This is a genomic window from Acidobacteriota bacterium (genome assembly GCA_016716435.1).
Taxonomy (GTDB): Bacteria; Acidobacteriota; Blastocatellia; order Pyrinomonadales; family Pyrinomonadaceae; genus OLB17.
In genome coordinates this window covers 1,196,856-1,223,848 of record JADJWI010000003.1, presented here as the reverse complement: position 1 = coordinate 1,223,848, position 26,993 = coordinate 1,196,856, and the positions used below count along the sequence as shown (strand labels likewise).

17 protein-coding genes are annotated in these 26,993 nt (G+C 57.1%); 9 read left to right on the top strand and 8 right to left on the bottom strand.

Annotation, left to right across the window (positions count from 1 at the left end):
- Positions 1 to 91: 91 nt before the first annotated feature.
- The gene (locus IPM21_09045; GenBank protein MBK9164046.1) at positions 92 to 742 is read right to left on the bottom strand and encodes a radical SAM protein; all 651 of its coding nucleotides are present in this window, start codon (positions 740 to 742) and stop codon (positions 92 to 94) included.
- 71 nt (positions 743 to 813) lie between these two features.
- Between IPM21_09045 and IPM21_09040 the strand changes: the two genes are divergently transcribed.
- On the top strand, positions 814 to 1,800 hold the full coding sequence (locus IPM21_09040; protein MBK9164045.1) for a PHP domain-containing protein: 987 nt from the start codon (positions 814 to 816) through the stop codon (positions 1,798 to 1,800).
- 2 nt (positions 1,801 to 1,802) lie between these two features.
- Here IPM21_09040 and hslO read toward each other — a convergent pair whose 3' ends face one another.
- Positions 1,803 to 2,693, bottom strand: coding sequence for an Hsp33 family molecular chaperone HslO (gene hslO / locus IPM21_09035; protein ID MBK9164044.1), 891 nt, complete (start codon positions 2,691 to 2,693; stop codon positions 1,803 to 1,805).
- Positions 2,694 to 3,029: 336 nt separating this feature from the next.
- Here hslO and IPM21_09030 point away from each other — a divergent pair, with 336 nt between their 5' ends.
- Positions 3,030 to 5,594 carry an adenosylcobalamin-dependent ribonucleoside-diphosphate reductase gene (locus IPM21_09030; GenBank protein MBK9164043.1) on the top strand — a complete coding sequence of 855 codons (2,565 nt, stop codon included), beginning with the start codon at positions 3,030 to 3,032 and terminating at the stop codon, positions 5,592 to 5,594.
- 50 nt (positions 5,595 to 5,644) lie between these two features.
- Here the strand turns inward: IPM21_09030 and IPM21_09025 are convergent, their stop codons facing one another.
- Positions 5,645 to 7,552 (bottom strand): 4Fe-4S binding protein, encoded by a 1,908-nt coding sequence (locus tag IPM21_09025; protein MBK9164042.1) that lies wholly within the window; start codon positions 7,550 to 7,552, stop codon positions 5,645 to 5,647.
- Positions 7,553 to 7,895: 343 nt separating this feature from the next.
- Between IPM21_09025 and IPM21_09020 the strand changes: the two genes are divergently transcribed.
- The 4 genes from IPM21_09020 (at position 7,896) to IPM21_09005 (ending at position 12,114) form a co-directional block, all read left to right on the top strand.
- Positions 7,896 to 10,028 carry a carboxypeptidase regulatory-like domain-containing protein gene (locus tag IPM21_09020; protein MBK9164041.1) on the top strand — a complete coding sequence of 711 codons (2,133 nt, stop codon included), beginning with the start codon at positions 7,896 to 7,898 and terminating at the stop codon, positions 10,026 to 10,028.
- Between the two features lie 705 nt (positions 10,029 to 10,733).
- Positions 10,734 to 11,165: a hypothetical protein gene (locus tag IPM21_09015; protein MBK9164040.1), complete on the top strand. Its 432-nt coding sequence runs from the start codon at positions 10,734 to 10,736 to the stop codon at positions 11,163 to 11,165.
- A 32-nt stretch (positions 11,166 to 11,197) separates the two neighbouring features.
- A complete protein-coding gene (locus IPM21_09010; protein ID MBK9164039.1) occupies positions 11,198 to 11,536 on the top strand; it encodes a hypothetical protein in 339 nt (112 codons plus the stop codon).
- A gap of 5 nt (positions 11,537 to 11,541) precedes the next feature.
- Positions 11,542 to 12,114 carry a hypothetical protein gene (locus tag IPM21_09005; GenBank protein MBK9164038.1) on the top strand — a complete coding sequence of 191 codons (573 nt, stop codon included), beginning with the start codon at positions 11,542 to 11,544 and terminating at the stop codon, positions 12,112 to 12,114.
- 225 nt (positions 12,115 to 12,339) lie between these two features.
- On the opposite strand, the gene IPM21_09000 is transcribed toward IPM21_09005, so the two are convergent.
- A complete protein-coding gene (locus IPM21_09000; GenBank protein MBK9164037.1) occupies positions 12,340 to 15,177 on the bottom strand; it encodes a hypothetical protein in 2,838 nt (945 codons plus the stop codon).
- Between the two features lie 173 nt (positions 15,178 to 15,350).
- Positions 15,351 to 18,173: a hypothetical protein gene (locus IPM21_08995; GenBank protein MBK9164036.1), complete on the bottom strand. Its 2,823-nt coding sequence runs from the start codon at positions 18,171 to 18,173 to the stop codon at positions 15,351 to 15,353.
- Between the two features lie 171 nt (positions 18,174 to 18,344).
- On the opposite strand from IPM21_08995, the gene dacB reads away from it, so the two are divergent.
- Complete coding sequence (gene dacB / locus IPM21_08990; GenBank protein MBK9164035.1) at positions 18,345 to 19,898, top strand: D-alanyl-D-alanine carboxypeptidase/D-alanyl-D-alanine-endopeptidase; 1,554 nt, start codon at positions 18,345 to 18,347, stop codon at positions 19,896 to 19,898.
- An 87-nt stretch (positions 19,899 to 19,985) separates the two neighbouring features.
- Here dacB and IPM21_08985 read toward each other — a convergent pair whose 3' ends face one another.
- Entirely contained in the window at positions 19,986 to 20,300 is a 315-nt protein-coding gene (locus tag IPM21_08985) for an RNA-binding protein (protein MBK9164034.1), read from the bottom strand.
- 423 nt (positions 20,301 to 20,723) lie between these two features.
- Here IPM21_08985 and IPM21_08980 point away from each other — a divergent pair, with 423 nt between their 5' ends.
- On the top strand, positions 20,724 to 23,018 hold the full coding sequence (locus IPM21_08980; GenBank protein ID MBK9164033.1) for a PD40 domain-containing protein: 2,295 nt from the start codon (positions 20,724 to 20,726) through the stop codon (positions 23,016 to 23,018).
- Here the strand turns inward: IPM21_08980 and mpl are convergent.
- Both mpl and IPM21_08970 read right to left on the bottom strand, forming a co-directional pair.
- The gene (gene mpl, locus IPM21_08975; protein ID MBK9164032.1) at positions 23,012 to 24,424 is read right to left on the bottom strand and encodes a UDP-N-acetylmuramate:L-alanyl-gamma-D-glutamyl-meso-diaminopimelate ligase; all 1,413 of its coding nucleotides are present in this window, start codon (positions 24,422 to 24,424) and stop codon (positions 23,012 to 23,014) included. The genes IPM21_08980 and mpl overlap by 7 nt on opposite strands.
- Positions 24,425 to 24,900: 476 nt before the next feature.
- Positions 24,901 to 25,677, bottom strand: coding sequence for a hypothetical protein (locus IPM21_08970; GenBank protein MBK9164031.1), 777 nt, complete (start codon positions 25,675 to 25,677; stop codon positions 24,901 to 24,903).
- 132 nt (positions 25,678 to 25,809) lie between these two features.
- Here IPM21_08970 and IPM21_08965 point away from each other — a divergent pair, with 132 nt between their 5' ends.
- Positions 25,810 to 26,982 (top strand): FAD-binding oxidoreductase, encoded by a 1,173-nt coding sequence (locus IPM21_08965; GenBank protein MBK9164030.1) that lies wholly within the window; start codon positions 25,810 to 25,812, stop codon positions 26,980 to 26,982.
- Positions 26,983 to 26,993: the final 11 nt, after the last annotated feature.

Sequence of the window (26,993 nt, the reverse complement as noted above, 5' to 3'; positions counted from 1 at the left end):
ATTGGAAATTGAAAAAACAAGAGATCGCCGGCATTGGTCACGTCTCGGATTCATGTTGAATTTACGACTCACGATTTACGGTCCACGAGGTCTAAACTCCGTGAACGTCTGGCCCCCAGATGTATTTGTGAAGCTGAAGGTTGAGCCGAACCCGGAGGCCGCTCGCCGCGACCGCTTCGGCGATATCCGCCAGATTTTCGACGCCGAAGACCGGCGAGATAAGAATCTCCTTCGCTCGTTTTTCGAGATGATACTCGGCGATGATGCCCTTCGCAAAATCACAATCGGCGAGGTCGGCAATGACGAACTTGACCTCGTCGCGGTCCGGGCGAAGCCTTTCAAGGTTCGGCCAGTGGTTCCGCTCGGCCTCGCCGGAGGCGGGACATTTCACGTCCAGAATGATCTTTGCCCTCGGATCGACCTTCTCGGTTGAAACATATCCGCCCGTCTCGATCAGCACTTCGTAGCCGCCGTCGCAAAGCCTCTCGATGAACGGAAATACATTCTTCTGCGCAAGCGGTTCGCCGCCCGTCACCTCGACCAGCGGACAACCGAATTCCCCGAGCTGCTCGAAGATCTGCTCAAAGCGCATCCGCTCGCCCCCGGTGAACGTATATTCGCTATCGCACCAAACGCACCGCATCGGGCAGCCCGTCAGCCGCACAAAAGCGCACGGCCGCCCCGCATGCGACGACTCGCCCTGCACCGAAAGAAATATCTCTGTTATACGAAGCTCAGGCAATTTCGATCATTAGATTAACACAGCCCGCTTTTGTCCTTGACCCGACGCGGATCGCGTCTAATATAGGTGCAATGAAAAGAATTCTCGCGTTGATGACGTTGGTGGCGGTTCTGGCCGGGCAGGCGGAGGCACAGCCGGCGGGCAAGCGGCTGAACTGGTACAAGGGCAATACTCACACCCATACGACCAATAGTGATGGGGACAGTCCGGCGGACGAGGTCGTCAAATGGTACCGGCGCAACGGCTACCAGTTCGTGGTGATCACCGACCATGAGTACATAACCGAGGTCGCTCCGCTCAATGCCCTTTTTGGCAAGCGGGACGCTTTTCTTATCATCTCCGGCCAGGAAGTAACGGACAGCTTTGGCGGAAAGCCATACCACATCAATGGGCTCGGGCTTCGCGAGGTCGTGATGCCGAACCGGCTCTCCGGTGCGGTCGCGACGCTGCAGAAGAACATCGACGACGTCCGGGCGAAGGGCGGTATTCCGCAGCTAAATCACCCGAATTTCGGCTGGGCACTTACGGCAGCCGATATTCGTCAGCTGAAGAATATCAACCTGATGGAGGTCTATAACGGCCATCCGCTCGTCAATAATCTCGGCGGCGGCGGCTCGCCCTCGGTCGAAGCCATCTGGGATGAACTCCTTACCGGCGGGATGATGATCTACGGCATCGCCGATGACGACTCTCATACATTTACCCGGCCTGGCGACCGCACTGCTGCTTTGCCGGGACAGGCGTGGGTATATGTCCGTGCGGCGGAGCTCACACCCGCGGCCATCCTCGCGGCACTCGACCGTGGCGATTTTTACGGCTCGACCGGCGTCGAACTCGAGGACGTCGCCATTGACCAAACCGGCATCTCTATAAAGATCAAGCCCGCGAGAGCCAGCCGCTATCGGGTTGAATTCATCGGCAAGGGCGGCCGCGTGATCGCGGAATCAATCGAAAATCCCGCCGTCTATAAATTCAAGGGCGACGAGGGCTACGTTCGCGCAAAGATCTACGAATCGAACGGAAGGTTCGCGTGGATCCAACCCGTTCGCGTTCCTTAGGATCAACTATTTCCTGAAAGTAGCTTCGCGAGATCAGCGTCGGTGAGGTTATACGTTTCGTTACAAAAGCCGCAGTTCATTACGGCGCCGGTTTCTTCTGCGATCATCGTCCTCACCTCGGCCTCGCCTAGCGCGGCGATCATTGCCGATGCTTTTTCAAGCGAGCAGGTACACGCAAAGCTCACCGGCCTTTCTTCCAGCACTTCAAAATCGATCACGCCTAAAGCGATACGGGCAAGGTCTTCAGGGCCTGCACCTTCTTTGACAAGCTCGGTCACATGCGGTGCTCGGCCTACTGTGTCCTCGATCATGGTCACGATGTGGTCATTCGCTCCGGGCATCATCTGGATAAGCACTCCGCCCGAGGCCGCAACAAAGGGTTCCGTGTTCTGAAGCAAAACGCCAAGTAGCACGGCCGACGGAATCTGCTCGGACTTGGCGAGATAATAGGCGAAGTCCTCGGCGATCTCGCCCGAGACGATCGGCACCGAGCCGACATATGGCTCAGGCCGAAAGCCGATCTCAAAACCGGCCTCGCGGATAACCACGAAATTCCCTTCGCCGACGATCCCGCTTACGTCAAATTTGCCGTTGGGCTTCGGCGGCGGCTCGGCGATCGGGTTTTTTACAAAACCGCGGACGGTCCCGATCTTCGTCGCCTCGGCGGTAATGCCGCCGACCTCGCCGCGGCAATCTATCTTCACCGTCAGCCGGTCAAATTCCTTTATTGTCGAACCCAGCAGGAGCGTCCCCGTGAGCATTCGCCCCAAGGCGGCGGAGACGGTCGGCGAGGTTCCGTGCCGCCGGACGGCTTCCGCAACGATGCCCGTTGTTACTGCCGAGATTACGCGGACGGTCCCATCGGCCGCTGTTGCATGAATCAGTTTGTCCATTGTTTAGAGTGTCGGAAATCGCGTTTGCCAAAGTCAAACCGGCCGCAATTCGGTGAAATTTTCCGGCAAAGGCGGAACTTAAGCCTTTACTTCAACTTACGGCCGCAGGTGTTGCTTTTATTGCACTTACCACAATATGTAGTATGAAAAAGTTCTTGACATTACCATATTTCGGGGTTAGGATTTGAAACACTCGGGACGAGTTCCCCTTTACGGCAAGTTGCCCGGCCGGCACGAAAGCCTTTCAAGCAAATTTTCGGCATCGCTAGCTTTCGGTTAGAAACTCCGGCCCAAAAGCCTTAAAATCTAGGTTACATCTAACAGGAGAAACGGAGAATGAGCACAGCCATTGAGACCGGCACGAGGAGCATTGTCTCCAGCGGAAACGGAGCAACGGGAGCGGCACCGGGCATCGAAGCACGCCCGCTTGGACTCAACGCCCAGAAGGTCGTCGCCAAGCGATACGCCATTAAGGACGAGCACGGCGAGGCCCTCGAGACCTGGGCGGACATCGTCCGCCGTGTCGTCGGCCACGTCTCCCGTGCCGAAAAAGACCCGACGGCACAGTCGATGTTCTATCGCGATATGTCCGCCGTGATGCTCCGCCGCGAGTTCATTCCAAACACGCCGTGCCTCGTCAATGCCGGCAAGCCGAAGGGCCAACTCGCTGCTTGCTTTGTGCTCAATGTGCCGGATTCGATCGAGGGCATCATGGAACACGCCCAGAACGTCGCCGTTATCCACCAGACCGGCGGCGGAACCGGAATGACCTATGAATTCCTGCGGCCGGCGGGTTCGATGGTCAATTCGACCCGCGGCGTCGCAAGCGGCCCGGTCTCGTTCATGAACATCGTCAACCAGACGACCGAGGTCGTAAAGCAAGGCGGTGTCCGCCGCGGTGCCAATATGGGCATTCTGGCGGTCACTCATCCGGACGTTCTTCGCTTCATCCACGCCAAAAACGACCAGACGAGCCTGACAAATTTCAATATTTCGGTGACGGTCACCGACCTTTTCATGGACGCCGTCGACAGCAAGGTATGGTTCCAAACCGAGTTCAACGGCGAGCCTTGGCAGCAATCGGTCTTTGACCCGCTGACGGGCGAGGACTACAAAGTTTACCGCCGGCCGGATGGCTCGACCGTCACCTTTGCCGATAAGGCCGCCTTCGAAGCCGCCGACCTCGAAGGCTGCACCATCGAGGAACCGCCGATGCCCGGAATGGTCTATGCACCGGATATCTGGAACCGCATCATCGCCTCGGCACATAAATATGCCGAACCGGGCATCATCTTCATCGACGAGGTCAACCGCCATAACCATATGATGGCGTCGATGGGGCCGATCCTCGCATGCAACCCCTGCGGCGAGCAGATGCTCCATTTCAATAACTCCTGCAACCTCGGCTCGATCGATGTTGCGAAGTTCTACGATGAAGAGAACGGGGCCGACGACGTCGAAACCTCGGTCGAATGGGATAGGCTCGGGCAGGTAACGCGGCTCTCGACGCGATTTCTCGATAACGTAATCGACGCGGGCTACTTCCCGCTTCCGGCCATCGAGGACGTCGTCAAACGGACGCGGCCGGTCGGGCTCGGCATCATGGGCTTTGCCGATCTCTGCCTCAAGCTCGGCATCACGTACGGCAGCGAACATTCGCTCGAGCTGATGGAACGCATAATGGGCTTCGTTCGGAAAGAGGCGTGGAACGCGTCGCTCGCGATCGGTGCCGAAAAGGGCGTTTTTCCTGAGCTGGAGGCAAACAAGGACGCCTACGCAAAGTTTCTTTACGACGAGATCGGCATCGCGAAAGATGTGCCGCTGACGCCGCGAAATTATGAGGTTACGACAATCGCACCGACCGGAACCATTTCGCTTGTCGCGGAAACCTCGTCGGGAATCGAGCCGAATTTCTCGTGGGCATACGTCCGACAAGATACGCTCGGCACGCGAACCTATGTTCACACCGAGGCCGCAAGGGCTCTCGGCGTTGAGGTCGATCAGACTGATGAGGAATCGATAAAACAGGCGGCCGAGCACGTCGTTGCACACGAATCCGAGCTCCCACCGCGTTTCATTTCGGCGATGGGAATCCGTTCGGACGAGCACGTTCGCGTTCTCGCCGCGGCACAGAAGCACACCGATAACTCGATCTCAAAAACCTGCAACGGTGCCCGCGACGACACGCTCGAATCGGTGGACGCACTCTATCACCTCGCCCGGAAGCTCGGCTGCAAGGCCGTCAGCTACTACCGCGACGGCAGCCGCGAAGGCCAGGTTCTGAATGCGATGAAGGCAGAGGAGAGATCCTCGGACGCGGAGAATGAGGGACGCGGCGACACGGAGACTTCCGTTCGGTTGGACCTTTCGGCCTCTGCCCGTGTTGAGCGTCCGCGTGAGCTTCAGGGCTCGACCTGGCGAATTCCATTCGACAATCAGAACCTTTACGTAACGGTAAACCACGACGGCGAGAAGGTGCTTGAGGTCTTCGCGACCGGCCCGGTCAGCGAAGGCGTCGGCCTGCTTGCCTCAAAGATGCTCCGCGGCGGTTTTGAGGTCCGCGAGGTTGCCCGAAGCCTCAACAAGGTAACAGGCACGAACGCCGTTTGGTTCAACGAACGGCTGCTGACCTCGCCCGAACAGGCAGTGGCCGAGTGCCTCATGCTGACCGACCGGCGGCTGAAAAATCTTCCCGCCTCCGAACGCCAATTGCAGAAGCAGCGGGCGGGCGTGGCAGCGGCAGTGCCGGGAACGGAAGGCATGCACGTCGCAACCGACGCCGAGGAGATCTACAGCGAGATGGCGACGCTCATCGGCGAATGCCCCGAGTGCCGCGGCCAGCTCGAACATGCCTCGGGCTGCGACTTCTGCCGCGACTGTGGTTATTCAAAATGTAAATAGATCTTCGGAAATTGATGCGCTGGGCCGGATGGGAATTCCCGCCGGCCTTTTTATTTTGGCTGGGCCGCGGGAAAACTGCGGCGGCCGCGAAGGGTCGGGTCGGCGGCAAATGCGGCCTCGAAGCGTCGTTCTGCGAGCTCCGCCATACCTACATTCTGCAACCGCTGGCCGAGCATGAATTGAAAAAGCGGATCACGCGGCGTGGCCCGGTCGGCCATCTGTGAAAGTTCGCTCGCGAGTTGAGCGTTGCCGCTTGCCGCGGCCGCCCCTGCAATAAAATTGCTCGCGATCGGTAAATTCGGCCGCTGCCGGACCGCTTCCTGCCAGGCTGCGACCGCTTCCTCGCGACGCCCGAGCATCCAGAGCGATTCGCCCTTGTCCTCGAGGGCGATCGAAAGATCCGGCCGTTCGGCGAGTGCCGCTTCGTGGCCCCGAAGCCCTTCTTCGAACCTACCCGAGCGATTCAGGATCGCCCCGCGGTAGTAGAGGCTAAGTGCCCGCTGCTGTCCGCTCTGCCGATCGGCCGCGACCGAAAGTAGCTCGAGAGCCTTGTCCTTATTTCCCGCGAGATATTCCATCCAAGCGAGCTTCGGCATCGCATCGGTGTTCGTGAAGAGGCCGATCTCGGCCGCCCGCTGAAGATGCCGCCGGCCCACGGCGATGTTGCCCTGATCGGCAAGTGAAAGCCACGGCTGCGGGTTCGATTGCAGGAGTGCAAGTTCGTCCGGCACCCGGATGTTCTCAAAAGCACGCGTCCCCGCTGATTCGTGATAGCGCACCCAGCCGCTGTGGGCATTGAGCCCGATCCAGCCCGCCGCGAAGGCTAGAAAAGCATAGCCGGCGAGGGTCAGGCTTCCCTTTGATCGAAGGCTCCAGCGATAGAAAACAAGGCTCTCACGTCGGAACAAATGCAATGTCTTTACTGCAAGAAAGGCCGTGATGATCGCGATGCCGATCGCCATCAGCATCGGCACGAGTTGATAGACGTTCCAGACGGCGAAGTACGCCGCCACGAACGCCGCCGCCGCGAATATCTCCTCGGGCCAGGTCAGCGAATACTTTGCCGAGGGCTCCGTATTGACAGCGACCGAGGGCTTGCCGAAGCCAAAATACAGAGCGTCGTTCGGGCAAACGCTGACGCAATCCATGCATTTCATGCAGCCCGGATCGACCACCATTCCGTACTTCTTCACCTCCGCGTGGACGATCACGTTAGAGGTACACGTCGCCGTGCAGTGCCCGCACTCGTTGCAGGCATCGGTCACGCGAATGCGGCCCGGTGCAAACTTATCGGCGACCGCAAAGAATCCGCCGTACGGACAGCCATAGGTGCAGAAGCCCTTCGAACCGAGAAAGTAAACGGTGATGAAACCGACGATGAAAAGAAATGGTATCGCCACCTCGATCGGCGGAAAGGTCGCCCAGAATTCGGTCGTGATCAGGTGATTGCTAAAAGCTGGAATGATCGGCTCGTTCTCCGGCTTCGTTATAGCCCTCAGCACCGTCGGCCAAACGAACATATAAAGTGCGGCAATGAGCGGGATGAAGATCAGCAGCCGCGAGCGGAAGGGCCGCGGTGTAAGCCCGATCTTTTTCAGCATCCACGCACAAAGATCCTGCAAAGCGACAACGTGGCAAGCCCAGCCGCAAACGAACCGCCCAAGTATCAGCGTCGAGAGGATCGCGAGTGCAAAAAAGATCGCACCGGCATTTACCGCTCCCTGCTGGAGCGTCCACATCGTCTCCGAAGGCTCGATCGGCGAGACCGTGCTGCCTGTGTAAAGCCACTGCGCGATGTGGGCCGCCATAAGGAGGTGCAGAGCGATCAACGCCCCCGCACGCCAGCGGCCCATGGTCGACTTACGCATGTCCGGTTTGCCCTCGCTCGCCGAGGCGATAACGGGCAGCTTGGCGCGCTTTTTCGGCGTGTCTTGTTTTCCTTCGCAACCGGGTTTCATTAGTGGAACGGACCGGGCCATCAGCGTTTTATATGCAGGGAGATTTACCGCCTTCTTTGCCCTAGCTTGATTAAATCACATTGGATGGCGATTTATTTAGCCGCGGGCCGGCGGGCAGAAACTTTTTGACGGCCGGTGAAATAAGATCAAAACAGCGGCAGATTGCTTTTATCGCATCGCAACGACCCTGCGACAAAAGACTTAGAATCATTCAAATTCGTTTATTGACCCGGCGGTCGATGTGATATAACTTTTAAAGCCAATTTCACTCAATTTTAGCGCCTCATCCGCTTACAGGTTAGGGCTTTGTTAATCCAAAGGTAGAAACGTTAGGAGAAGTTTGATGAAGAAAAAGTTGCTGGGCAGCCGGTTCCGTACCATCTTTACGGTCCTCGGCATTTGCGCCGTATTCGCTGCGATTTTCGGGTTCTCCGAAAATAGCACAGTCGCCGGTTCGGACTCAGAATCCGGATTGCTTGAAAAGATGATCGTAGCCAACGGCAGCGTCGCTCTTGACGTTGACCTCGGGCTGCTTTCCGGGGCCGAGGGCTCCTCGCGTACAGAGAGCCTTGCCTTTGAGGCCGAAAAGGATGCGTTCTTTGCGATGCTCGTTTTCAACAACGAGATCCGTGGAACTATCCCGAGTATGCTTCCGATCCACCCGCAGCAGAAAGCTGACCTTCCGACAAAGCTGCAGGAATCGTACGAACGCCTTGCCATCGAGAGCCTCCCCGCCGGCGGCCAATATGAGCTGATCCTGCGAGATTCGAAGACCGGCTTCCACTTCTTTAATGTCGATGGGCCGGAATTCGCTTTCGATCCCGAAACGCGTACGATCACCATCAAGGCTGGCCGCGTTCTGGTCTCCGACGATCTTGCTGCCGAACTCGAGCGCCCCGAGGCCGCCGGAAAGAGCGTCGGCTCGATCAACATTTCGACCAAGATGCGTACCATCGAGACCGCCCGCATCGTTAACGGCGGTGTCGAGAGCGGCAAGCTTCCGGCTGGATACGGCATGGAAGACAACGCCGGAACGGTACCCGGCCCGGACGTGATCGTCGGTGATGTTTATGGCCTGGCACAGTTTGGAAGCGCGAGTAATGGATTCGTCGGACTTGCCGTCGGAACGAACTCATGCAACGCGGGAACGGTGGACCTTGATTGGTTCGCATTGCCGAGCAACAATCACCCGGTCATTCCGCAGAATATGTATCGCATGAGCGGCGGTACGAATGGCGAAGTGACCTTTGAGCAGATCGGCCAGTCAAGCATGAAGCACGCCTTTACCGCTCTGACGCAGAATCTCTGCGGCTATGGCTGCAACGGCGTCGGCGGCAGCCGCCTTGGCTCCGGATGTTCGGATCCATACTCGGCGAGCCTCAATGCCGGTCCGAGCCTTGGTTCGCGTGCGTGGGTAAACCCGTTCACCGGCTTTTATCCGCGTGGCGACTCGGCCACACCGCCGAACAGCCACTCCGGACACTCGCACCTTGGACCGGATCACCGCATCCTGACCAAAATCGACGATCTCCGTACGGACATCAATCAGGGAGCCCGCTACTATGCGGAGGCGCAGTACGTGACGCCGCACGAATATCAGTGGTGCCTATCGAATCCGACGCAGTGCAACATGTACAACAATATGTCGTATCGTCGCTACACAGTTGGCGGAACGGCGGGTTCGTTCTCATTCTCGCCGGCCGAAAATACGGTCCGCCAGAAGCCGGCCGTTCATGCATGGCCCGGTGCGACCGTTACCGAATATAGAGTTGCGGGCGGCACCGACGGAGCGTTCTATGTTGCCTACAAGGTGACACAGATCGCCCAAGGCACTTGGCAGTATGAGTACGCGATCTTTAACCATAACCTCGACCGGGCGATCGGTGCGTTCAGCGTGCCGACCGGACAGGGAGTTTCGGTGACGAACGTCGGCTTCCACTCGCCACCGCAGCATCCGGGCTGGACCGGTGACGGTACGGTCGGAAATGCCGGCTTTAGCTCGGCAGCGTGGGCAGTTAATCAAAACGCCGATGCGGTCAGTTGGGCGACGGAAACACTCGCACAGAACCCGAACGCGAACGCCATCCGCTGGGGTACGATGTATAACTTCCGCTTTACTTCGACCAGTGCCCCGACGACGAAGAACGCCACCATCGGCTTCTTTAAGACCGGCGAACCGATGACGGTCCCGGTCGAAGCTCCGGGAAGTTCGGTCGTTGCAAACGTCGCTGTCTCAGGGCGTGTCACAGACTCGAACGGCTACGGCATTCCGCTGGCACGCATTACGATCACCGATGGACAAGGTGCAAGCCGCTCGGTGCTGACCACAAGCTTCGGAAACTACACCATCTATAACGTAGTTCCCGGACAGACCTACACCATCGGAGCTACGGCGAAGCGTTACACCTTCCCCGCTCCGCAACAGGTGCCGATCACGACCGACGTAGCGAATCTCAACTTCGTCGGAAGCGAATAAACACGCATTAGCGTGAAAGATCGAGGCTGTCTGAAAAGGGCAGCCTCTTTTTTTGTCTCCGGATGCAAAACCCCGCACGTCAGTAAGGGCGATTCATCCAATGCTTATCAGCAGACCGAATTCCGAAAGTCGTCGAAGACGACGGGATTGATGTAGCCCACATCGCGAGATGTGGGACACGGTCCGATCAAAGCCCGAACCGTCGAAGACGGTGGCATATGCTTCGCCGATCAAGAACGAGGAAATAGAAAACGAAGAACACCGGAAACTCGTCTGTGGCTTCTGAGGCTTTTTTCTGTGTCTTCTGTGGATCTCGTCTTTGTCTTCTGTGGTCTTTGGAAGACCAGAACCAGGACCACAGAAAGCAAAGTCCGAAGCCGCACAGAGAGACCAGCCCGGTTTTACTTCCGCCCACCGTATCTTCCGGACTACCCCAATTTGGTGACGCATTTCGCGGCCGGGCGGTCTATAATGCCCTCGGGCAACTTGCGGCGGAGTACTCGACTCAAACGAATATTCATCCGGCTTCAGGCTTTTTCAGGATCGAATCGTCTTAAGTCCGCTGGGGCTGACGAGAAATGCATTCTTGCACGCCCAACTCCGTTGGTTTCAGATCAATAATTCGAGAATCGCAATATCGGAAGTCTGACCCTGATCTTTTGGGCTTACATTAATAGTGGATTTTAAGGATATTGGAATTTTCGTATGGCTGAGATGAATGAATTTTACGAGGCAGATAGCATTGAGGGGCTCGCTTTTGTAGATAGCTTCGTACACGACTGTGAGTTCTCGTTAGACGATCTCGTTTATGATGAGAACGCTCGTGTTGTTTCTGTGCCGTTCAAGAAGACTCTCTTCGACCAGCAAACAGTCCTGAAGAGTGGTCTTCTGAAAAAGCTGAAGGCACCCACTTTCGAGTTCAATCTCAAAGTATTCGATGTTCGAGAACTATTTGTCGAGGATCCGCAGCAGATCGGGAACTACGAATTCTCAGGGTTTGAATTCTCCAGCGATGACAGGAGTTTGATAGTTGAAACGGACGCTTTTCTTGTTCTAAGAATGTACGTTGACATGCTGAAAGTGGCGATCCTGAAATCGCCTGAACCAATATCTTTTGAGATTTATCGAAGCATCTAGATATACCTTCTTTCTCCCTTTGGAACATCATAGTGGGTTGGTTCTTTGACAGCCGGTCATATTGGGAGCCCGCGGGTGGTTACGGACGAGGACGGGCGGGTACCGAGCCGGTGGGACTACACGGCCTTTGGCGAGGAGAGCGTGACGCCGAAGCGTGCGGCGGGGCTTGGCTATGCGGGCCAGAGCGAGACGCGGAAGGGCTCACGGGCTACGAGAAAGACGCCGAAACCGGCCTCGACTTCACCCAGGCGAGGTATTATAACGCGACCCACGGCCGCTTCACCTCGGTCGATCCGCTAACGGCAAGTGCCGCGACCCTCAGATGTTCAAACGGTACATTCAGATTTGATCGAGCTTCCGATTTGGGATAGACAATATGGAAAGACGGGGAAAGCAATTGTTCTTGGTTCTTGGTCTGTTGGTTATAGCGGGCTGCTCGACCGCCCATGAAACGGGCTCCACTGTTGCCCCGGAAATCGAGGCGCCAGCTCCAATTCCGGTTGTCGAAGAACGGACGGCCGATATACCGGAAACCCCAACGGTACTGGTAAAGAAAAGCGGTTGGATCCAGCTCGACCGGCGGCAGTTTCGCGTCACGCAGTACCGAGAGCCGCTTGAGTCAGATCCGCGGTTTTACTCTTCGAAATTTACCCCTACGGCACCTGTGCGATTCTCGACCATTTGTGACGAGGATGTGGATCCGGCGGAAAAAGCGGCCTGCGCGGGCTATGTGATGGGCCGCGAATGGAGCGTGCGGGAGATAATTGCTTTCGACCGCAATGAGAAGGCCTTTTGCTATAAAGTGGTTGCAGCCGATACGAGAAATGGTCAGCGGGGCGGTCTGGCGGTTTTCGTTTTCTCCGATCAGAATGGCGACGGCATTTTCGAATCGCTACATTTGTCAGACGCAGCAGAAACATTTCCCATCCCGAAATGGGCCGAAGAATGAATCGCTTCGAGAGAGCCAGACAACTTCATTTCTCGGACCCGGAAAAGAAAAGTTTTCAACCACTGATAAAGAAAAACAGGAAAGTGAAACTCTTCTTTCGCCTTTAACCTTTCTTCTTTCTTCATGACACCCTTCCTACAGGTCGGGTTTCCGCCTGTACGGCTACCGACCACCGACCACTGATCACTGATCACTGACCACTGACCGCTGACAACTGACAACTGCCTAAGGAACCCATGCCGCCGGGACCGGATAATCGCCGTCGATGCCGAAGCCGATGATGCCGACTCCGCCGGTGCTTCGGTTAACGTACCAGGTGCCGACCGAGGGCCGGAAGACCGCGAAATCGGTCTTGCCGTCGCCGTCATAATCGCCCGGTGCCGGGATGTCGCCCGTCGCGCCGAACGGAGCGGCAAAGAAGCTCGAATCCTCGCTCCTCAGCACATACCAGAAGCCCGTATCCGGCCGCCAGAATGCGATATCCGTCTTGCCGTCTCCGGTAAAATCGGCCGCAACCGGCTTGTCGGTCGCGAGCCCGAACTGAGCCGCGATCACACCCGCCGTCGAGCGGCTGATCCACCATTCGGCACCGGTCGCACCGCTCGGACGGAAGACCGCAAGGTCGGCCTTGCCGTCGCCGTCGTAATCGCCGATCTGCGGAATATCGCCGCTAACGCCAAATGACCGGATGTCCGTTCCGCCGGTTGATTTCAGGATGAACCACGTCGCACTATCCGCCCGGAAAACGGTCGGGTCGGCCTTGCCGTCGCCGTCAAAATCGCCCGCGACCGGAATATCCGTCGCCGCTCCGAACGGGAAGGAATAGAAGCTGAAGTCGTCGCTGCGGAGAACGAACCACGAACCCGCCGAGGGCCGATAGACCGCTACGTCCGTCTTGCCGTCGCCGGTGTAGTCCGCCGGGACGATCTTGTCCGTCGGGTCGCCGAACTGAAACGCCCGGTTCTGGCTGTCCGAGCTGCGCAGATACCACCACTGCCCGAGAGCCGTCCGATAGATCGAGATGTCCGTCTTCCGGTCGCCGTCAAAATCTACGAACGTCGCAGCGGCCGGCGTTGCCGCCTCGCCAAAGACCGTGAAAGTAAAGAGCCTGGATACCGAGAAACCATTCGTCGCACCGGCATCCGGAACGTACCAGCGGCCGTAGAATGTCTGGCCGATGAGGGACGCATTGTTCGGGATCGCAAGGCTGACCGACCCGCGGCCGGTTCCGGAAAGCGTTACGGTCGAGCGTGCAAATGAACCCGCGGCCGGGATCGAGGCGCCGACTCCCGGGTCGGCTGCGTCGATAACGACAACCGCATTCGCACCCGCCGCACCGTCCTCAACAGCAACCGTAAAGCTATCGTTTCCGACCAATGGCGGTTCGATGGCGATCGCACGCGGGACAAGGGCCCCGCCGCCCGGCCGGCCCGTTCCGGAGACCTGCGGGACGCGGCTCGACTCGGTATAGAGCTGCGGCCGATCAAAGGGCGGGAGTTCATCGCGAACGCGAGGGTCGGTCATCGGCCGCTTCATAAAAGCAACCAACTGAGCTCTCTCCTGCATTGTCAGGCCCATCGGCCGGATGACGCCGCGGTCAATGTTCGGTGCATCAAAATCGCCGCCGCGGTTGTAAAACGCCACCACGTCCTCGAGCGTGGCGAACTTCCCGTTGTGCATGAACGGAGCGTGAAGCTCAACGTTCCGCAGATTCGGCGTTTTGAACTGCCCGTCGTTATCGACGTTGTTAGTAACAAGCCCGCGTCCGCGATCCTCGGCAGGCGGGCGAACGCCGATATTGTGAAACAGATGGTCGGCGAAGAGCGGGCCATCATGGCATTGCATGCAGGTCGTCCCGGCAAAAAGCTGGGCACCTGCTTCCTCGCCCATTGTTAGTCCGCCGCCACCCGTTGCCCATTTATCGAACGGTGTTCGGTCGGAGAAAAGCTGCCGTTCATGCGTCGCGATCGCAAGTGCGATCCGTGCCGGCGTTACTTCCGGCGTGCCGAAAGCCTCTTCAAAAAGCTCCGGATATGTCCGTCCGTCTATCCAGTTCGTGAGCGATGGCGGCAGATTTGAGGCAAGTGCGAGCGGCCTTGAATTCGCGATGCGATCTGCCACCTGCACCCAATTGCGGCCGCCATGTGCCATTTCAACATCCGAAAGCGGCGGCCCGATCACCTGGCTTTCAAGTGCTCCTCCCTCGGCAAGAATGACCTGATTCGTCAGCGGATCGCGGAACTCATCGTTCGCCCGGCCGTCCCAGAAAAGCCCGCCGTTGGCATAGCCCGCGTTCAGATATGAGGGCGATTTGCGTCCCGTCACCTGAAGGCGAAAGCCAAAGAACGGAGCTTCAACGTAAGTGCCATCGAGGTTGTTTTTCGGAACGCCCGGCGAGCCGAAAATGTCGTCAAGCGTCGCAAGCGGGGCTCCGGGAACGTCCGGAACGCCATTCGGGCCGGGATTGCGTGCTGCGTTGCTTCCAAAAACAGTTCGCGGGTCTGAGCCGCCGGTCGCCGGCCTATGACAAGTACCGCACGAGACCGTTTTGGTCGAGGACATCTGCTCATCCCAAAAAAGCGTTTTCCCGAGCGATGCCTTCGTGGCGGTGATCGGGTTGCCGGCCGGAACTGGCGGCGGTTCGAGCGGGCTGTAAAAAATACTCGGGGCGTTCGGGGCCGTCGCTCGCGTTCCTTGATCGGAGGCACTGAGGTTGCTGACCGTTCCGCCGTTCTCTGCACGAACCCAGTAGAAATATTGCTGCCCCGCCACCGCCGTCGGGTCAAAGAAAAGATTCGAAGCCGACGTGCCGACCTCTGTCGCCGAGCCCGGGTTGTCAGGCGTGTTGCGGTAAATGCGATAGAGCGTCGCCCCGCGCATCGTGTCCCAATTGATGCCAACCTTGGTCGTGTAATCGCCGTCCGAGGCCAAAACGCCCGTCGGCGGCTGCAGCGAGCCCGTAACTCCCTGCCCCGAAACGGGCGAGATCGAGCTCCGCAATGCAAAAAAGAAAACAGCAAGGATGGCGAACGCAAAAACCGCGAGAAGCTTTAATCGATTCATTAAGAACGGGTCCCCAATATTACAAAGATACGGCGAGGCCGAGGCGTGCCGAAATGAACTTAAGGAATGCAAGGAATTCCAAGTAAAACTATATCACCGTAAGGGCCAAGGCTCAATGAAATCGGTTCCCTAAGGTTTCGACTCAAGTCAAAACAATGGCAACCGTTCTTGCTTTACGGTATCCGGTACGCCGGCACGGGTTCGTCACCACCAACGCCGAAAGTGAAGATACCGATGCCTGCCTGCGTTCGGTTGATATACCAGATACCCGTCGAGGGACGAAAGACCGCAACATCCGCCTTCCCGTCGCCGTCGTAATCTCCGGGAACGGGAATGTCGCCCTCCGCTCCCCAAGGAGCAGCGTAGAAGCTCAGATCTTCACTGCGGAGAACATACCAAAGACCTGTTTCCGGCCGGTAGAAAGCTGCGTCCGTTTTCCCGTCGCCGGTAAAGTCCGCGGCTGTCGGCTTATCGGTCGCTAGCCCGAATGGTGTTGCAAAAACCCCGGCCGAACTGCCATCTATCCACCACTCGGCTCCGTTCGCACCGCTCGGCCGGAAAACCGCAAGGTCGTCAATGCCGTCGCCGTCGTAATCGCCGATCTGCGGAACATCACCGGCGGTCCCGAACTGTTTGAAGATCGCTCCTCCGGAAGATCTGAGGTTATACCAGGTGGCGTTGGCCGGCCGAAAGATCCCGTGGTCATGTATCCCGTCCCCGTCAAAGTCACCTACGGCCGGAACATCGCCCGCTTGGCCCCATCCGAATGCGTAGTATGTCAGATCGTCGCTCCTTAGCACGCTCCAAACGCCTGCACTCGCATCCCACGTCGCCAGGTCCGTTTTCCCGTCGCCGGTGAAATCGCCCGGGACGAGTTTCACATTTTCGGAGCCGAACTCGATTGCACGGTTCTGGTCGTCCGAACTTCGCAAGTACCACCATTGCACGGCCGACCGCCGATAGATCGAGATATCTGTCCGCCGGTCGCCGTCCATGTCTACGAACGCCGCGGCCCGCCTGAGCGGCTGATCGCTGAAAATGCGAAATGTGATCCGTCGCGAGACCGAAAATCCGTGCTGCGCATTCAGGTCGGTCACATACCATCGGCCGTAGAAAACGCGGTTCACGAGCGATTGGTCGTTCGGGATGGGAAAACTGATCGAGCCTCGGCCGTTGGCGTTCAGCGTCGTGATCTCGCTGCCGAGCGAACCCGAAACCGGCATACTCAAAGCTATTCCCGGGTCGCGATCATCAAGAACGAGTCTCGCCTGAGCTCCCGGGTTTCCGTCCTCGATCGCCACGGTAAAACTGCCGTTACCGAGGAATGGCGGCTCAACGGCGATGGCCCTTGGGACCTTTCCGCCAAGCCCTTGCCGGCCCTCACCAACGACCGTCGGCACCCGGTTCGACTCCGTATAGAGCTTTGGTCGGTCAAATGGCGGCAGCTCATCACGCACACGGATGTCGGTCATCGGCCGCTTCATAAAGGCCAACAGGTTCGCCTTTTCCTGGCTGGTCATTTGCAGGTTTCTGATCAACTGCCGGTCGATATTGGGAGCATCGTGGTCGCCGCCGCGGTTGTAAAATTCGACGACCTCCTCAAGTGTTTGGAACTGCCCGTTGCGCATGTAAGGCCCGCGAAGCTCAACGTTTCGCAGCGTCGGCGTCTTGAACGCTCCATCGTCAACAGGGTTATTGGTTATCGCACCTCTACCGCGATCCTCTTGCTGGGGCCGGACGCCGATGTTGTGAAACTCATTATCGGCAAGAAGCGATCCCGTGTGGCAATCGATACAGCGTTTATTAACGAAAAGCGAAAGCCCGTTCATCTCTTGCGGCGTCAGTTGCTCGATGCTCGCGCCCCATCTGTCAAGAGGCGTTTGATCAGAAAAAAGCTGCCGCTCATGGCTGGCAATAGCCATTGCGATCCTGGCCGGGGTAACTTCGGGTGTTCCAAAAGCCTCTTCAAAAAGCTCGGGATAGCTTCGATCCCCGATCCAGTTTCGGAGCGAAGCCGGAACATCCTCGGCAAGCATCAGCGGCCGGACGGCAGCAATTCTGGTCGCACCTTGAGTCCAGTCCCTTCCGCCGTGGGCCATCTCAATATCTGAGACCGGCGGGCCAAGCACCTGGCTCTCAAGGCTGGCACCCGCGGCGATCAGGACCTCATTTGTCAGCGGGTCGCGAAACTCACCCGTTGCCCGCCCGTCCCAAAACAGGCCGTTCGGAGTGTAACCGGCGTTGAGATAGCTTGGGGCTCTCCGCTTGGTAACCTGCGTGCGAAAGGCGAAGAGCGGCGAATCGAAATATGTCCCGTCGGCGTTGTTCTTGGGAACTCCCGGCGAACCAAAAACGTCATCGAAAGTGTTCGGTGTTCCGTCTGCACCGGGATTTCGAGAAGCGTCGTCGCCGAAGATCGTTCGCGTGTCGCGGCCGCCGGCTTCCGGGCGGTGACAAGTGCCGCAAGCGACAGTATTGGTCGAGGAGAGTTGCTCATCCCAAAACAATGCTTTTCCGAGAGACGCCTTTGCAGCGGTCACCGAGTTTCCTGAAGGAGCCGGCGGCGGATCAAGCGGTGGAAACGGGCCGGGAAAAACGTTCCCATTCGCCCGGCGGCCCGACGCCGCTTCGCTAAATGAACTAGAAGTAACCGAATTCTCGGCACGGACCCAATAAAAATAGGCCTGCCCGGCGACCGCGGTCAGGTCAAAGAAGTAGTTTCCCGCCGCGGTACCGACATCGGTCGCCGTATTCGAATCGTCAACCGTATTGCGATAGATCCGATAAAGCGTGGCTCCGCGGACGGTGTCCCAATAAATGCCGATCTTTGTCGCGTAAAGGTTGACCGTTGCCCGGACACCCGTAGGAGCGTCAAGCGGCCCCTTCGCGAAACGCTCTGTTGCCTTCGAGACCTCGGATCGGCCCGAAAAAAAAGCGACAGCGATTGCGGCAAACGCAATAAGTACAAGGATCTTCAAAGCTCGGGGGTTCAGCATGGTTAAACGAGTTATCATGCCCGCAAGATGCCGGCGTGAACACTAAATGGGCAATCGTCGTTAACTCCCAAGACAATAGCACTTGATCTGCAAATGCTCAATCCTTTTTTGCGGCAGAAAGAGTGCTGAATTGGTTCGCTAAATCTGTGTGGGTTAATATAGACCGAGATGATGAAACCGCGAAGATTCCGAAATATCCTTTTCCCGGCAGTTCTTTTTCTGGCGATCTCGACGGGCGTCGGGCAAACCCCGGTCACCAAGACCGTCTCGTCGGCTCCGACAAGGTCGGCCGAACTTGCGGACCTTGAAAGCTCGATCCAAACCGTGCTTTCGCGGCCGGAATATCGTCGCGGGCAGATCGGATTCAAGGCCGTTTCGGCAAAAGATGGACGGGTGATCTTTGAGCACAATTCGGAGAAGTACTTTATGCCGGCCTCGAACATGAAGAATTTCACGGTCGCGACAGCCCTCGAAAAGCTGACGCCGGATTTCCGCTTCGTCACCTCCATTTATTCACGCGAAGCCGTCCGGGATGGCACCATTGCAGGGCCGCTCCGGGTATTCGGCCGCGGTGACGTGTCGCTTTCTTACACATCAAACAACGGCGACTACTTCAAGGGGATTGACCGCGTCGCCGATGCGATCATCGCCGCCGGCGTAAAGAAGATCGAAGGCGACATCATCGGCGACGAGACATACTTTAGCGGAAGCCCGCTCCCGACCGGATGGGAATGGGACGACCTCCAGTTCTATTACGGTGCCGAGGTCTCGGCCCTGCCGGTCAATGACAATGCGGTCGCGTTGAGCGTAAAACCCGGCCCGGTCGGTTACTCATGCAGCGCACAATTGACGCCGGTCAATATGATCGTGCGGGTCGTCAATACCTGCATTACGGCACCGGCGGGGTCGCCGCGGACGCTTCGCATCCACAAAAAGCTCGACCAGAACATCATCGAGATCAGCGGCGAACTGCCCGTTGGAAATGCGGGATATTCCGGTAACGTCGCCGTCTCGCGTCCGGCGGAGATGTTCGTCTCATTGCTCAAGCAGAGACTGTTGGAGAAAGGCGTCGAGGTGACCGGCCGCACGTATGCGATGAACGACAAGGCTCGGATGCCGACCGATATTACGTTCGAGCTTGCAAAGGTCGAGTCGCCACCGCTTTCTGTGATCGCGGCCATGACGATGAAACCGAGCCAGAATATGTACACCGAAACTTTGCTCTGGACGCTCGGTGAAGAGGTCGGCCGAAAGATGCCGCAGCCGAACGGCAACCAGAACCGTACAAGCAGCGAGCTCGGGATAATGGTCGTCCGCGACTTTATGAAGCAGGCCGGTGCGGCGGAGGACAGCTTTGTCCAATACGACGGAAGCGGGCTCTCGCGCCACAATATAGTCTCGCCGGATGCGGTCATCGCTATTTACGATTACATGGGCAAGCGGAGCCGGTTCGCCCAGGCCTGGCGAGACAGCCTGACCATCGGCGGTGTCGATGGCACGCTCCGCAACCGCTTTAAGGGAACACGTGGCGAGGGCAACGTCCGCGGAAAGACCGGCACCATCAATCAGGTCTCGGCACTCTCGGGATATCTAACGACCGCCGCCGGCGAAGAGGTGATCTTCTCGGCACTCGTCAACGGCATTCCCGAAACGCGGACGCGGGTCGCTTTGATCGATGAACTTGTGATGATGCTCGTAAACTTTAACGGCCGCGTCATCTATTAAGGCCTTCCGGAAAGCGAAAAGAGACGCTGGGCGAGCATCTGCGCTCACCTTGCGTCTCTTTCTTCGTTAATTCAAGCGTTCGGCCGATCAATAACCGCCGCCGCCAAAATTCCCACGGCCGCCGCGATTTCTGCCACCACCACCGCCGTGATCTTCACGCGGGCGTGCCTCGCTGACGACCAGGTTGCGGCCGTCATAATCAGTGCCGTTGAATTGAGCGATCGCGTTCGTCGCCCCGTCCTCCGTCGCCATTTCGACAAAGCCAAATCCACGCGAGCGGCCTGTGTCGCGGTCGGTTATGACGTTCGCAGATGCTACCTCACCGGCAGCCGCAAAATGATCCTGAAGATCGTCGCTCGTAATGTTAAAAGAAAGGTTTCCGACGTAAAGTTTTGTACCCATTTTCCTAGAAAAGTATCCGAGAAGCAGAAAAGCCGGGCAAGGCGAGCTGGCCGATATTCGGCGGCCGACTCAAGGCAGCGACGCACCCGTGCCGAAAGTTTCAGAAGCTTCAAATTTGCAATTACCAAACTCTCAAAACCGAACCGAAAAGCGTCGCTTCTAAACTGACCGGACGGACGTATCTGCCAAGACACAAAACGAGAGCAAAAACAGATGAAGAATATCGGTTTTAGAGTATTTCCGCAAGGATTTTCTTTTTCGGCCGATTCACTTCAGTTTGCTCGATCGGACATCTCGTGTATCATGCTGTCAGTTCACGTCCACGAACCCGCAGTTTGATCGAACCCGATCCGCACACCTCCGGAATTTTTCGGCCGAGGTGAAGTGTATTTTTCTCAGTAAATCCAAATTGGAGATCAGACTATGCGTAATGCTTTCGGTTTCATTGTGATCGTCATACTTTGTGTGTCGGCTTTCAACGCACAAGCTCCCGATCGGATCTTCTACAACGCCTACCGGTTCAACAGCACCGATATTTATGTCTCCCGCGATGGCGGGCAAACGATCGCCGCGTTTACGGACGATGCCGGGCTTGACTATGGCCCTTCGATCACCCCGGACGGACGCTGGATCATTTTCACATCGGAGCGGACAGGAAAACCGAATCTTTTCATCAAGCCTGCCGATGGGAGTTCGCCTGAGCGGCAACTCCTCAGAACTGATTCGATGCAAGATCAGGCGGTCGTTTCGCCGGACGGCAAATGGATCGCCTTCGTCTCTACACATCTTGGCGACGCCGAGATATTCCTCGCACCATTCAACCCGGCCGGCGAGATATCGCTTGCAGCGGCCCGCAACCTGACGGACCATCCTGGCGGCGACTTCAGGCCTGCGTTCTCGCCCGATGGTTCCTTTATTGCCTTTTCAAGCGACCGCGGCCATCCGATAAAAGAGCATTCTCAGTTTCCCTTTGCACGCCGGCGAACGGGCGACATCTGGCTGATGAACAGCTCTGGCGGCGACCTAAAGCGGCTGACCGATTCGGTCGGATGGGACGGCAGCCCAGAGTGGACGCCCGACGGACAAACCATCTACTTTTACAGTAACAGGACGGGCCACGAGCGAATATTCAAGATGGCCGCTGATGGACGGGGGCAAGAACCCATTTCGCCGGAAGGCGTGAACGCCGCGTCTCCGCAATTGCTCCCTAACGGCAACATACTTTTCTTTAGTTGGACCGAAGCGGTAGATGGGACGATGGAGATCGGCCCGAAGCAACTCGACCCAGCGACCGGACGGATCGATGACTGGATTCGACGCGAGATTCACCTCATCGGTCCCGAAACGCATCCGAACGGCCTCATCGCCTTCTACGGCGGGCCGATACCGGAGCGAGGCAATAACAAAGGCGGCATCCGCGGCGATGTGCTTCTAAAGAACTCGCCGCTTCAAACCAACATTGAAGGACTTCCGGTCGGACTTTACGGCGTTCGGCGAGCGTTCGTCGCCTCGCCCGACCCGGCGAAACCGGTGCTGTACTTTTCGGCAAATTCGGTGGACGGCATGCCGTTCACTTATTGGCTATTCGCTCTGGCCGCATTTCCGGTTTTTATGGCAGTCCTTGCCCTCGCCGGGGTGGTGTTCATGTTTTGGGATCGAAGATCCGTCGCCTTTTGGAAGTACATTGTTTACGTCATCGGCGTTCTCGCGATTCTCTTTTCGGTCGTCGGGGCGTTCTTCCTCGTTGCCGTCAATTCGCCCGGGTCGATCGTGAAGGTCGCGTCCGTAATGGGTGTGCTCGGTTTGCTGCTTCTGCTACTCGCTCTTTTCTTTTTTAGGCAGGGACGAACCCGGAACTCTGCAGGCGATCCTCGCAGCCGGTTGAGCAGGCTATCAGCCCTGGCAACGGGCCTTGGAGCGGCGGCGGCACTTTACATCGCCATCTTTACGCCGTTCTTCATGAATACCGGCGCTGAGTTTTTTGCTTATAACTACCGCGAGGATCGGCTCGAAAAGCTTTTCGATTTCGGCGTCGATTATTGGACACATCCGGCATTTGCCAGCGTGCTGGACACCCGAATGATGGCTGATGGCCGAAGCTTGACCTTCACGACCGGGCTCTTTTTTGGCTCCGAACCGGATAAAGGCTCGATCTGGAGCTACAACCTTGAATCGAGGCAGCTCGAAAGGCCGGTCTCATCCGGAATGAATGATGGCTTTGGCGACTTCACGACCGATGGTAAGAAGACCGTTTTCCGCAGTTCCCGGAGTGGCCATTTCGACATATATCTTTCTGAGAATGGGCAGGTTCGCAATCTGACGAACGATGCTCACAAGGACAACTTCCCGACGATTTCGGCCGACGGCACGAAGATCGCGTTTTCATCAGACCGCGAGGGGGCTCCTTACGCATCTCGAAAGGCGATGGACATTTTCCTGATCGAGCTCCAACCGGATGGAAACTGGACGCCGCCGCGGAAGCTAACGACATCTAAAGGCCAAAATGCACACGCTCATTTCTCGCCGGATGGGAATTGGGTGATATACACGACGGAGGATTTCGGCATTGCCGACGAAGAGCCGCTCGTGCAGAGCACAGGATTTCATCCGCAGCTCTACGGCGAGATCGTTGCCTTACGACTAAGCGATGGTAAACGAATCCGACTAACCCACAACAAATGGGAAGACGGCACACCGCTTTGGGTCAAGGGTTACTGACGGCGTTGCAGTATCCCTAGTAGCTTTTCATGGATTCCGCCGAAGCCGCCGTTGGACATTACGGCGATGACGTCGCCGGACTTCATTTCGGGCGTCAGATGTTCGACGATCGCATCGGCGTCCGGGAATGCGAACGCGGACTTGCCCTGAAGTTCGATGTCCTTGACGAGTTCATCGACATCGAGCACCTTGCCGAGCTCACTCGCCTTTGAGGTGTTGTAAACACTGGCGATGATAATGTGATCGGCGTACGAGAACGCCTTCGTATAAGGCTCCTGAAAAACCGCCAGCCGCGACGACCACGAACGCGGCTCGAATACGGCGATCAGCCGTCGGCCGTCGTATTTCATCCGCAGTGCCTTGAGCGTTTCTTCGACCGCCGTCGGGTGATGGGCAAAGTCGTCGATGACCGTAACTCCCGCGACCGTTCCGCGGACCTCCATTCGGCGTTTGACGGACTTGAATGTGTCGAGAGCCTCCTGAATTTTCTCTTTTGAAATACCCCAGGCATCGGCGGCAATGATCACCGCGAGGCAGTTCCGCACGTTGAACTCGCCGATCAGATGCGTCTCAAATTCGCCCCAACTGTGGCCCTCTTTGAATACGGTGAAACGCGTCACATCACCCGCAAAGTCGATATAACGTGCTTGCCATTTCGCATCGTCCGAAAGCCCAAAGGTCTCTATCTGCGTAAAGAGCCGCCCGTGCATCTCATCGAGAACTTCCCTTACGACGGGCGAATCGATGCCGCAGATCAGCCTGCCATTTCCGGGCACAAGGTTCATCAGCCGCGAGAATTGAAACTTGATCTCCTGCAGGTCGCGGTAGATATCGGCGTGGTCAAATTCGATATTGTTGACGATGGCGATCTCGGGCAGGTAATGCATGAACTTCGGTTTCTTGTCGAAGTATGCCGTGTCGTATTCATCGCCCTCGATGACGAAAAAATCGCTGTCCGTGACGCGAAAGCTCGCACCGAAATTTTGCACCACGCCGCCGACCAGAAAGCTCGGGTCGAGCCCGCCGACCTCTGCGACCCAGGTCGCGATGCTCGTCGTGGTCGTCTTGCCGTGCGTCCCGGCGACCACCAGCGAACGCCGCCCGCGGATGAAAAGCTCCTTGACGATCTCCGCCTGCGAGCGATAGACGAGCTTGCGGTTGAGCACCTCTTCAAGCTCCGGATTGCCCCGCGATATAGCATTGCCGACCACGACGCAGTCCGCACCGATATCAGCATTCTCCGCCCGGTATCCGTTCAATATCTCGATGCCGAGGGCCTCAAGCTGTGTTGACATCGGCGGGTAAACATTCTGGTCCGAACCCGTAACCCGATGCCCGCCCGCCTGCAGCATCCCCGCCAGCGAAGCCATCGCCGTCCCGCAAATTCCAATTAGGTGGTAGTGCATTTACTGTCGATTTAAAGCGTTTACTAGGTGCAAAGAGAAACGCATTGGAAATTATCGCTTCTCTTTGACCTACAATTCTCTGCGAGACCTAAACAGGTACGATCTCAGCACACTTTTTCCAAATAACATCTCGCTCCTGTTTTGTAAGTATTCCTGGGAACGGAGTTGACGACCGCAATCTCTGTCCTTCGTCAGTTTCCTCGGTAAGAATCGCTATGATCTCGTCGTACGTGCGAGTGTCGAGGATTTCTACCCATTCAAGAAGGGCCCGTCTTCCTGCCCCCTCAGAAAACGCCTCACTTGAAAGCCATCGTCGGAGATTCCCACGAGCAATTCCGATCACTGTATCTGGATCATCCCGGAGCTTTTCCGCAATAAGCCGATGTAGCGAGAGCGAATAAAGATCGCAGAAATTCATCCTATCAGTCTATCAAAAAAACGTAGGCACATATGACCGAATGACCACCTTCAAAACGTTAGCAATTGAGATACTGAAATGGCGTTTGCTGGCCCTTTTTCTGGTAGTGTGCAACGGACTTTCCGATCAAATCCTGCAATTCTCCGGCAACAGTACCTTCGAACTCCCAACGCTGGCGATCTTTTCCGTGAAACGTGATGTTATTCTCTTCCATCCACGCGAGCCTGACCTCAGACAACGGTCCCTGAACCGGGTACCATTTAACAATCCGGTACACCTGTCTGATCAAACCACGATACACTGCGAACGCATATTTCGCTTTTTCACGCCTCGATCCTAATTTCCAGCGGCCGCGGGTAAACTCATATAAAGCTTCTTCCTGCATTCCGGGCCGATATGCCCGATTCAAGATGATCAGAATCGATGGTACCGTGATCTCGGCGGGTTCAGACGCGTAGCGAGCCTTTATATCGCGGACGTGCATCACGCCACGTTCATCCGAATGATGCCCCTTTACCAAATTGGATAGGCTACCGATCTCTTCAAAATCTATCAGAGCCGCCTCGACCTCGAACGCTTCTTTCTCAGTCAATCCATGGCGAATTATCTGCAGCAGCACCTCTTCTCCCTTTTCGTGTATCGCCCGAATCCGGTCCAACTTATCTGAAACCGCTGCGGTTTTGAGCGAATCTGTCACATGCGAGAAGACGCGGTTGCCAGTTCCTTTCCCAATATAGAATACCTTGTTGTCCTGGAAGGGATCGCGAAGAACGTAAACATAATGGCCTAGCTGCTCAATAACAGACTGCGAGAACTCGTAAAGTGACTGGTTCATTTTTTTTAACTCGGAGTGGTAGATTTGATTTGAGCGAGATGAAATAAAAGACGGAGAGCCCGCCTCGAGCTGTAATTATATCAAAGGGACGGATGCGTTGACTACAGAATTTGCTTAGACCTAATAGGCCAAATGAATAGACAAGCAATCAATTCATCATCGGCGGAAACGATCATAATCGGCGGCGGCGTTGTTGGGGTGAGTGTGGCATATCACCTTGCCGAACGCGGGGCGAAGGATGTGCTGATCCTCGAACGCGAGGCGGATCAGGGCCGCGGTTCCACCGGTGCGGCGACGGGCGGCGTTCGGGCGCAGTTTGAGACGGAGATCAACATCCGAATGTCCGTTTACTCAATCGATTTTTTCGAGAATTGGGACCACGACTGCGGCTATGAGCCCCGCGGCTATCTCTTTTTTGCCACCGAGCCCAAGCATTTCGATTATCTCAAGCGAAACGTCGAGCTTCAGCGTCGGCTCGGTGTTAAGGGCGTTGAGACCGTCGGGCCGGAAGCGATCCGCGAGATGATCCCGGGAATGAACTGCTCCGACATTCTCGGCGGGAGCTTTGGCCGGCAGGATGGCTTCATCGACCCGCCCGCCGTCATGCGCGGCTTTACCGAGCGTGCCCTCGCCCTCTGTGCAAGGCTCGAAACAGGCGCGCGTGTTCTAAACATTCTCACCAATAACGGCCGCGTCACGGGGGTCGAAACCGAAGCGGGACGGATCGATTGCGGCCGCGTCGTTGTTTGTACAGGTGCCTGGGCCGCCGAACTTGCCGCCACCGCCGGCATCTCGCTCCCGGTGGAACCGCTCCGCCGGCAGATCGTCTGGGCACGATCGGCCGAGCCGCTTCCGCCCGGGCTTCCGATGGTGATCGACCTCGGCACGGGATTTCACTTCCGGCCTGCAAAGAACTCCGAACACGAACTGATGTTCGCCTATCCCGACCCAAACGAGCAGCCTTCCTTCAGCCGCGAACTCGACGATGCGTTCGTCGAAAAGATCCGCGAGCGTGCCCGCCACCGGGCTCCGTGGCTCTATGAGACCGAGGTCGTCCGCGAAAAGTGCCGCGTCGGGCTCTACGAGAATACGCCCGACCACCACGCCATCCTCGGCGGCTGCGAGGTCGATGGGCTCTATTTCGCCAATGGCTTTTCGGGCCACGGCGTCATGCATTCGCCCGCGACCGGCCGTGCCCTTGCCGAGATAATCCTGGATGGCAAGGCGAGCTTCCTCGATGTCTCGATGCTCTCGCTCGCTCGCTTCGCCCGCGGCGAACTGCTCCACGAAACAGCTTTCATCTAGCGAGTGTGAAG

What these genes read in the sequence shown, in the direction of transcription:
- IPM21_09040 (MBK9164045.1), top strand. Translation starts at nt 814, where the DNA reads ATGAAAAGAATTCTCGCGTTGATGACGTTGGTGGCGGTTCTGGCCGGG.
- hslO (MBK9164044.1), bottom strand. Translation starts at nt 2,693, where the DNA reads ATGGACAAACTGATTCATGCAACAGCGGCCGATGGGACCGTCCGCGTA.
- IPM21_09030 (MBK9164043.1), top strand. Translation starts at nt 3,030, where the DNA reads ATGAGCACAGCCATTGAGACCGGCACGAGGAGCATTGTCTCCAGCGGA.
- IPM21_09025 (MBK9164042.1), bottom strand. Translation starts at nt 7,552, where the DNA reads ATGAAACCCGGTTGCGAAGGAAAACAAGACACGCCGAAAAAGCGCGCC.
- IPM21_09020 (MBK9164041.1), top strand. Translation starts at nt 7,896, where the DNA reads ATGAAGAAAAAGTTGCTGGGCAGCCGGTTCCGTACCATCTTTACGGTC.
- IPM21_09015 (MBK9164040.1), top strand. Translation starts at nt 10,734, where the DNA reads ATGGCTGAGATGAATGAATTTTACGAGGCAGATAGCATTGAGGGGCTC.
- IPM21_09005 (MBK9164038.1), top strand. Translation starts at nt 11,542, where the DNA reads ATGGAAAGACGGGGAAAGCAATTGTTCTTGGTTCTTGGTCTGTTGGTT.
- IPM21_09000 (MBK9164037.1), bottom strand. Translation starts at nt 15,177, where the DNA reads ATGAATCGATTAAAGCTTCTCGCGGTTTTTGCGTTCGCCATCCTTGCT.
- IPM21_08995 (MBK9164036.1), bottom strand. Translation starts at nt 18,173, where the DNA reads ATGCTGAACCCCCGAGCTTTGAAGATCCTTGTACTTATTGCGTTTGCC.
- dacB (MBK9164035.1), top strand. Translation starts at nt 18,345, where the DNA reads ATGAAACCGCGAAGATTCCGAAATATCCTTTTCCCGGCAGTTCTTTTT.
- IPM21_08985 (MBK9164034.1), bottom strand. Translation starts at nt 20,300, where the DNA reads ATGGGTACAAAACTTTACGTCGGAAACCTTTCTTTTAACATTACGAGC.
- IPM21_08980 (MBK9164033.1), top strand. Translation starts at nt 20,724, where the DNA reads ATGCGTAATGCTTTCGGTTTCATTGTGATCGTCATACTTTGTGTGTCG.
- mpl (MBK9164032.1), bottom strand. Translation starts at nt 24,424, where the DNA reads ATGCACTACCACCTAATTGGAATTTGCGGGACGGCGATGGCTTCGCTG.
- IPM21_08970 (MBK9164031.1), bottom strand. Translation starts at nt 25,677, where the DNA reads ATGAACCAGTCACTTTACGAGTTCTCGCAGTCTGTTATTGAGCAGCTA.
- IPM21_08965 (MBK9164030.1), top strand. Translation starts at nt 25,810, where the DNA reads ATGAATAGACAAGCAATCAATTCATCATCGGCGGAAACGATCATAATC.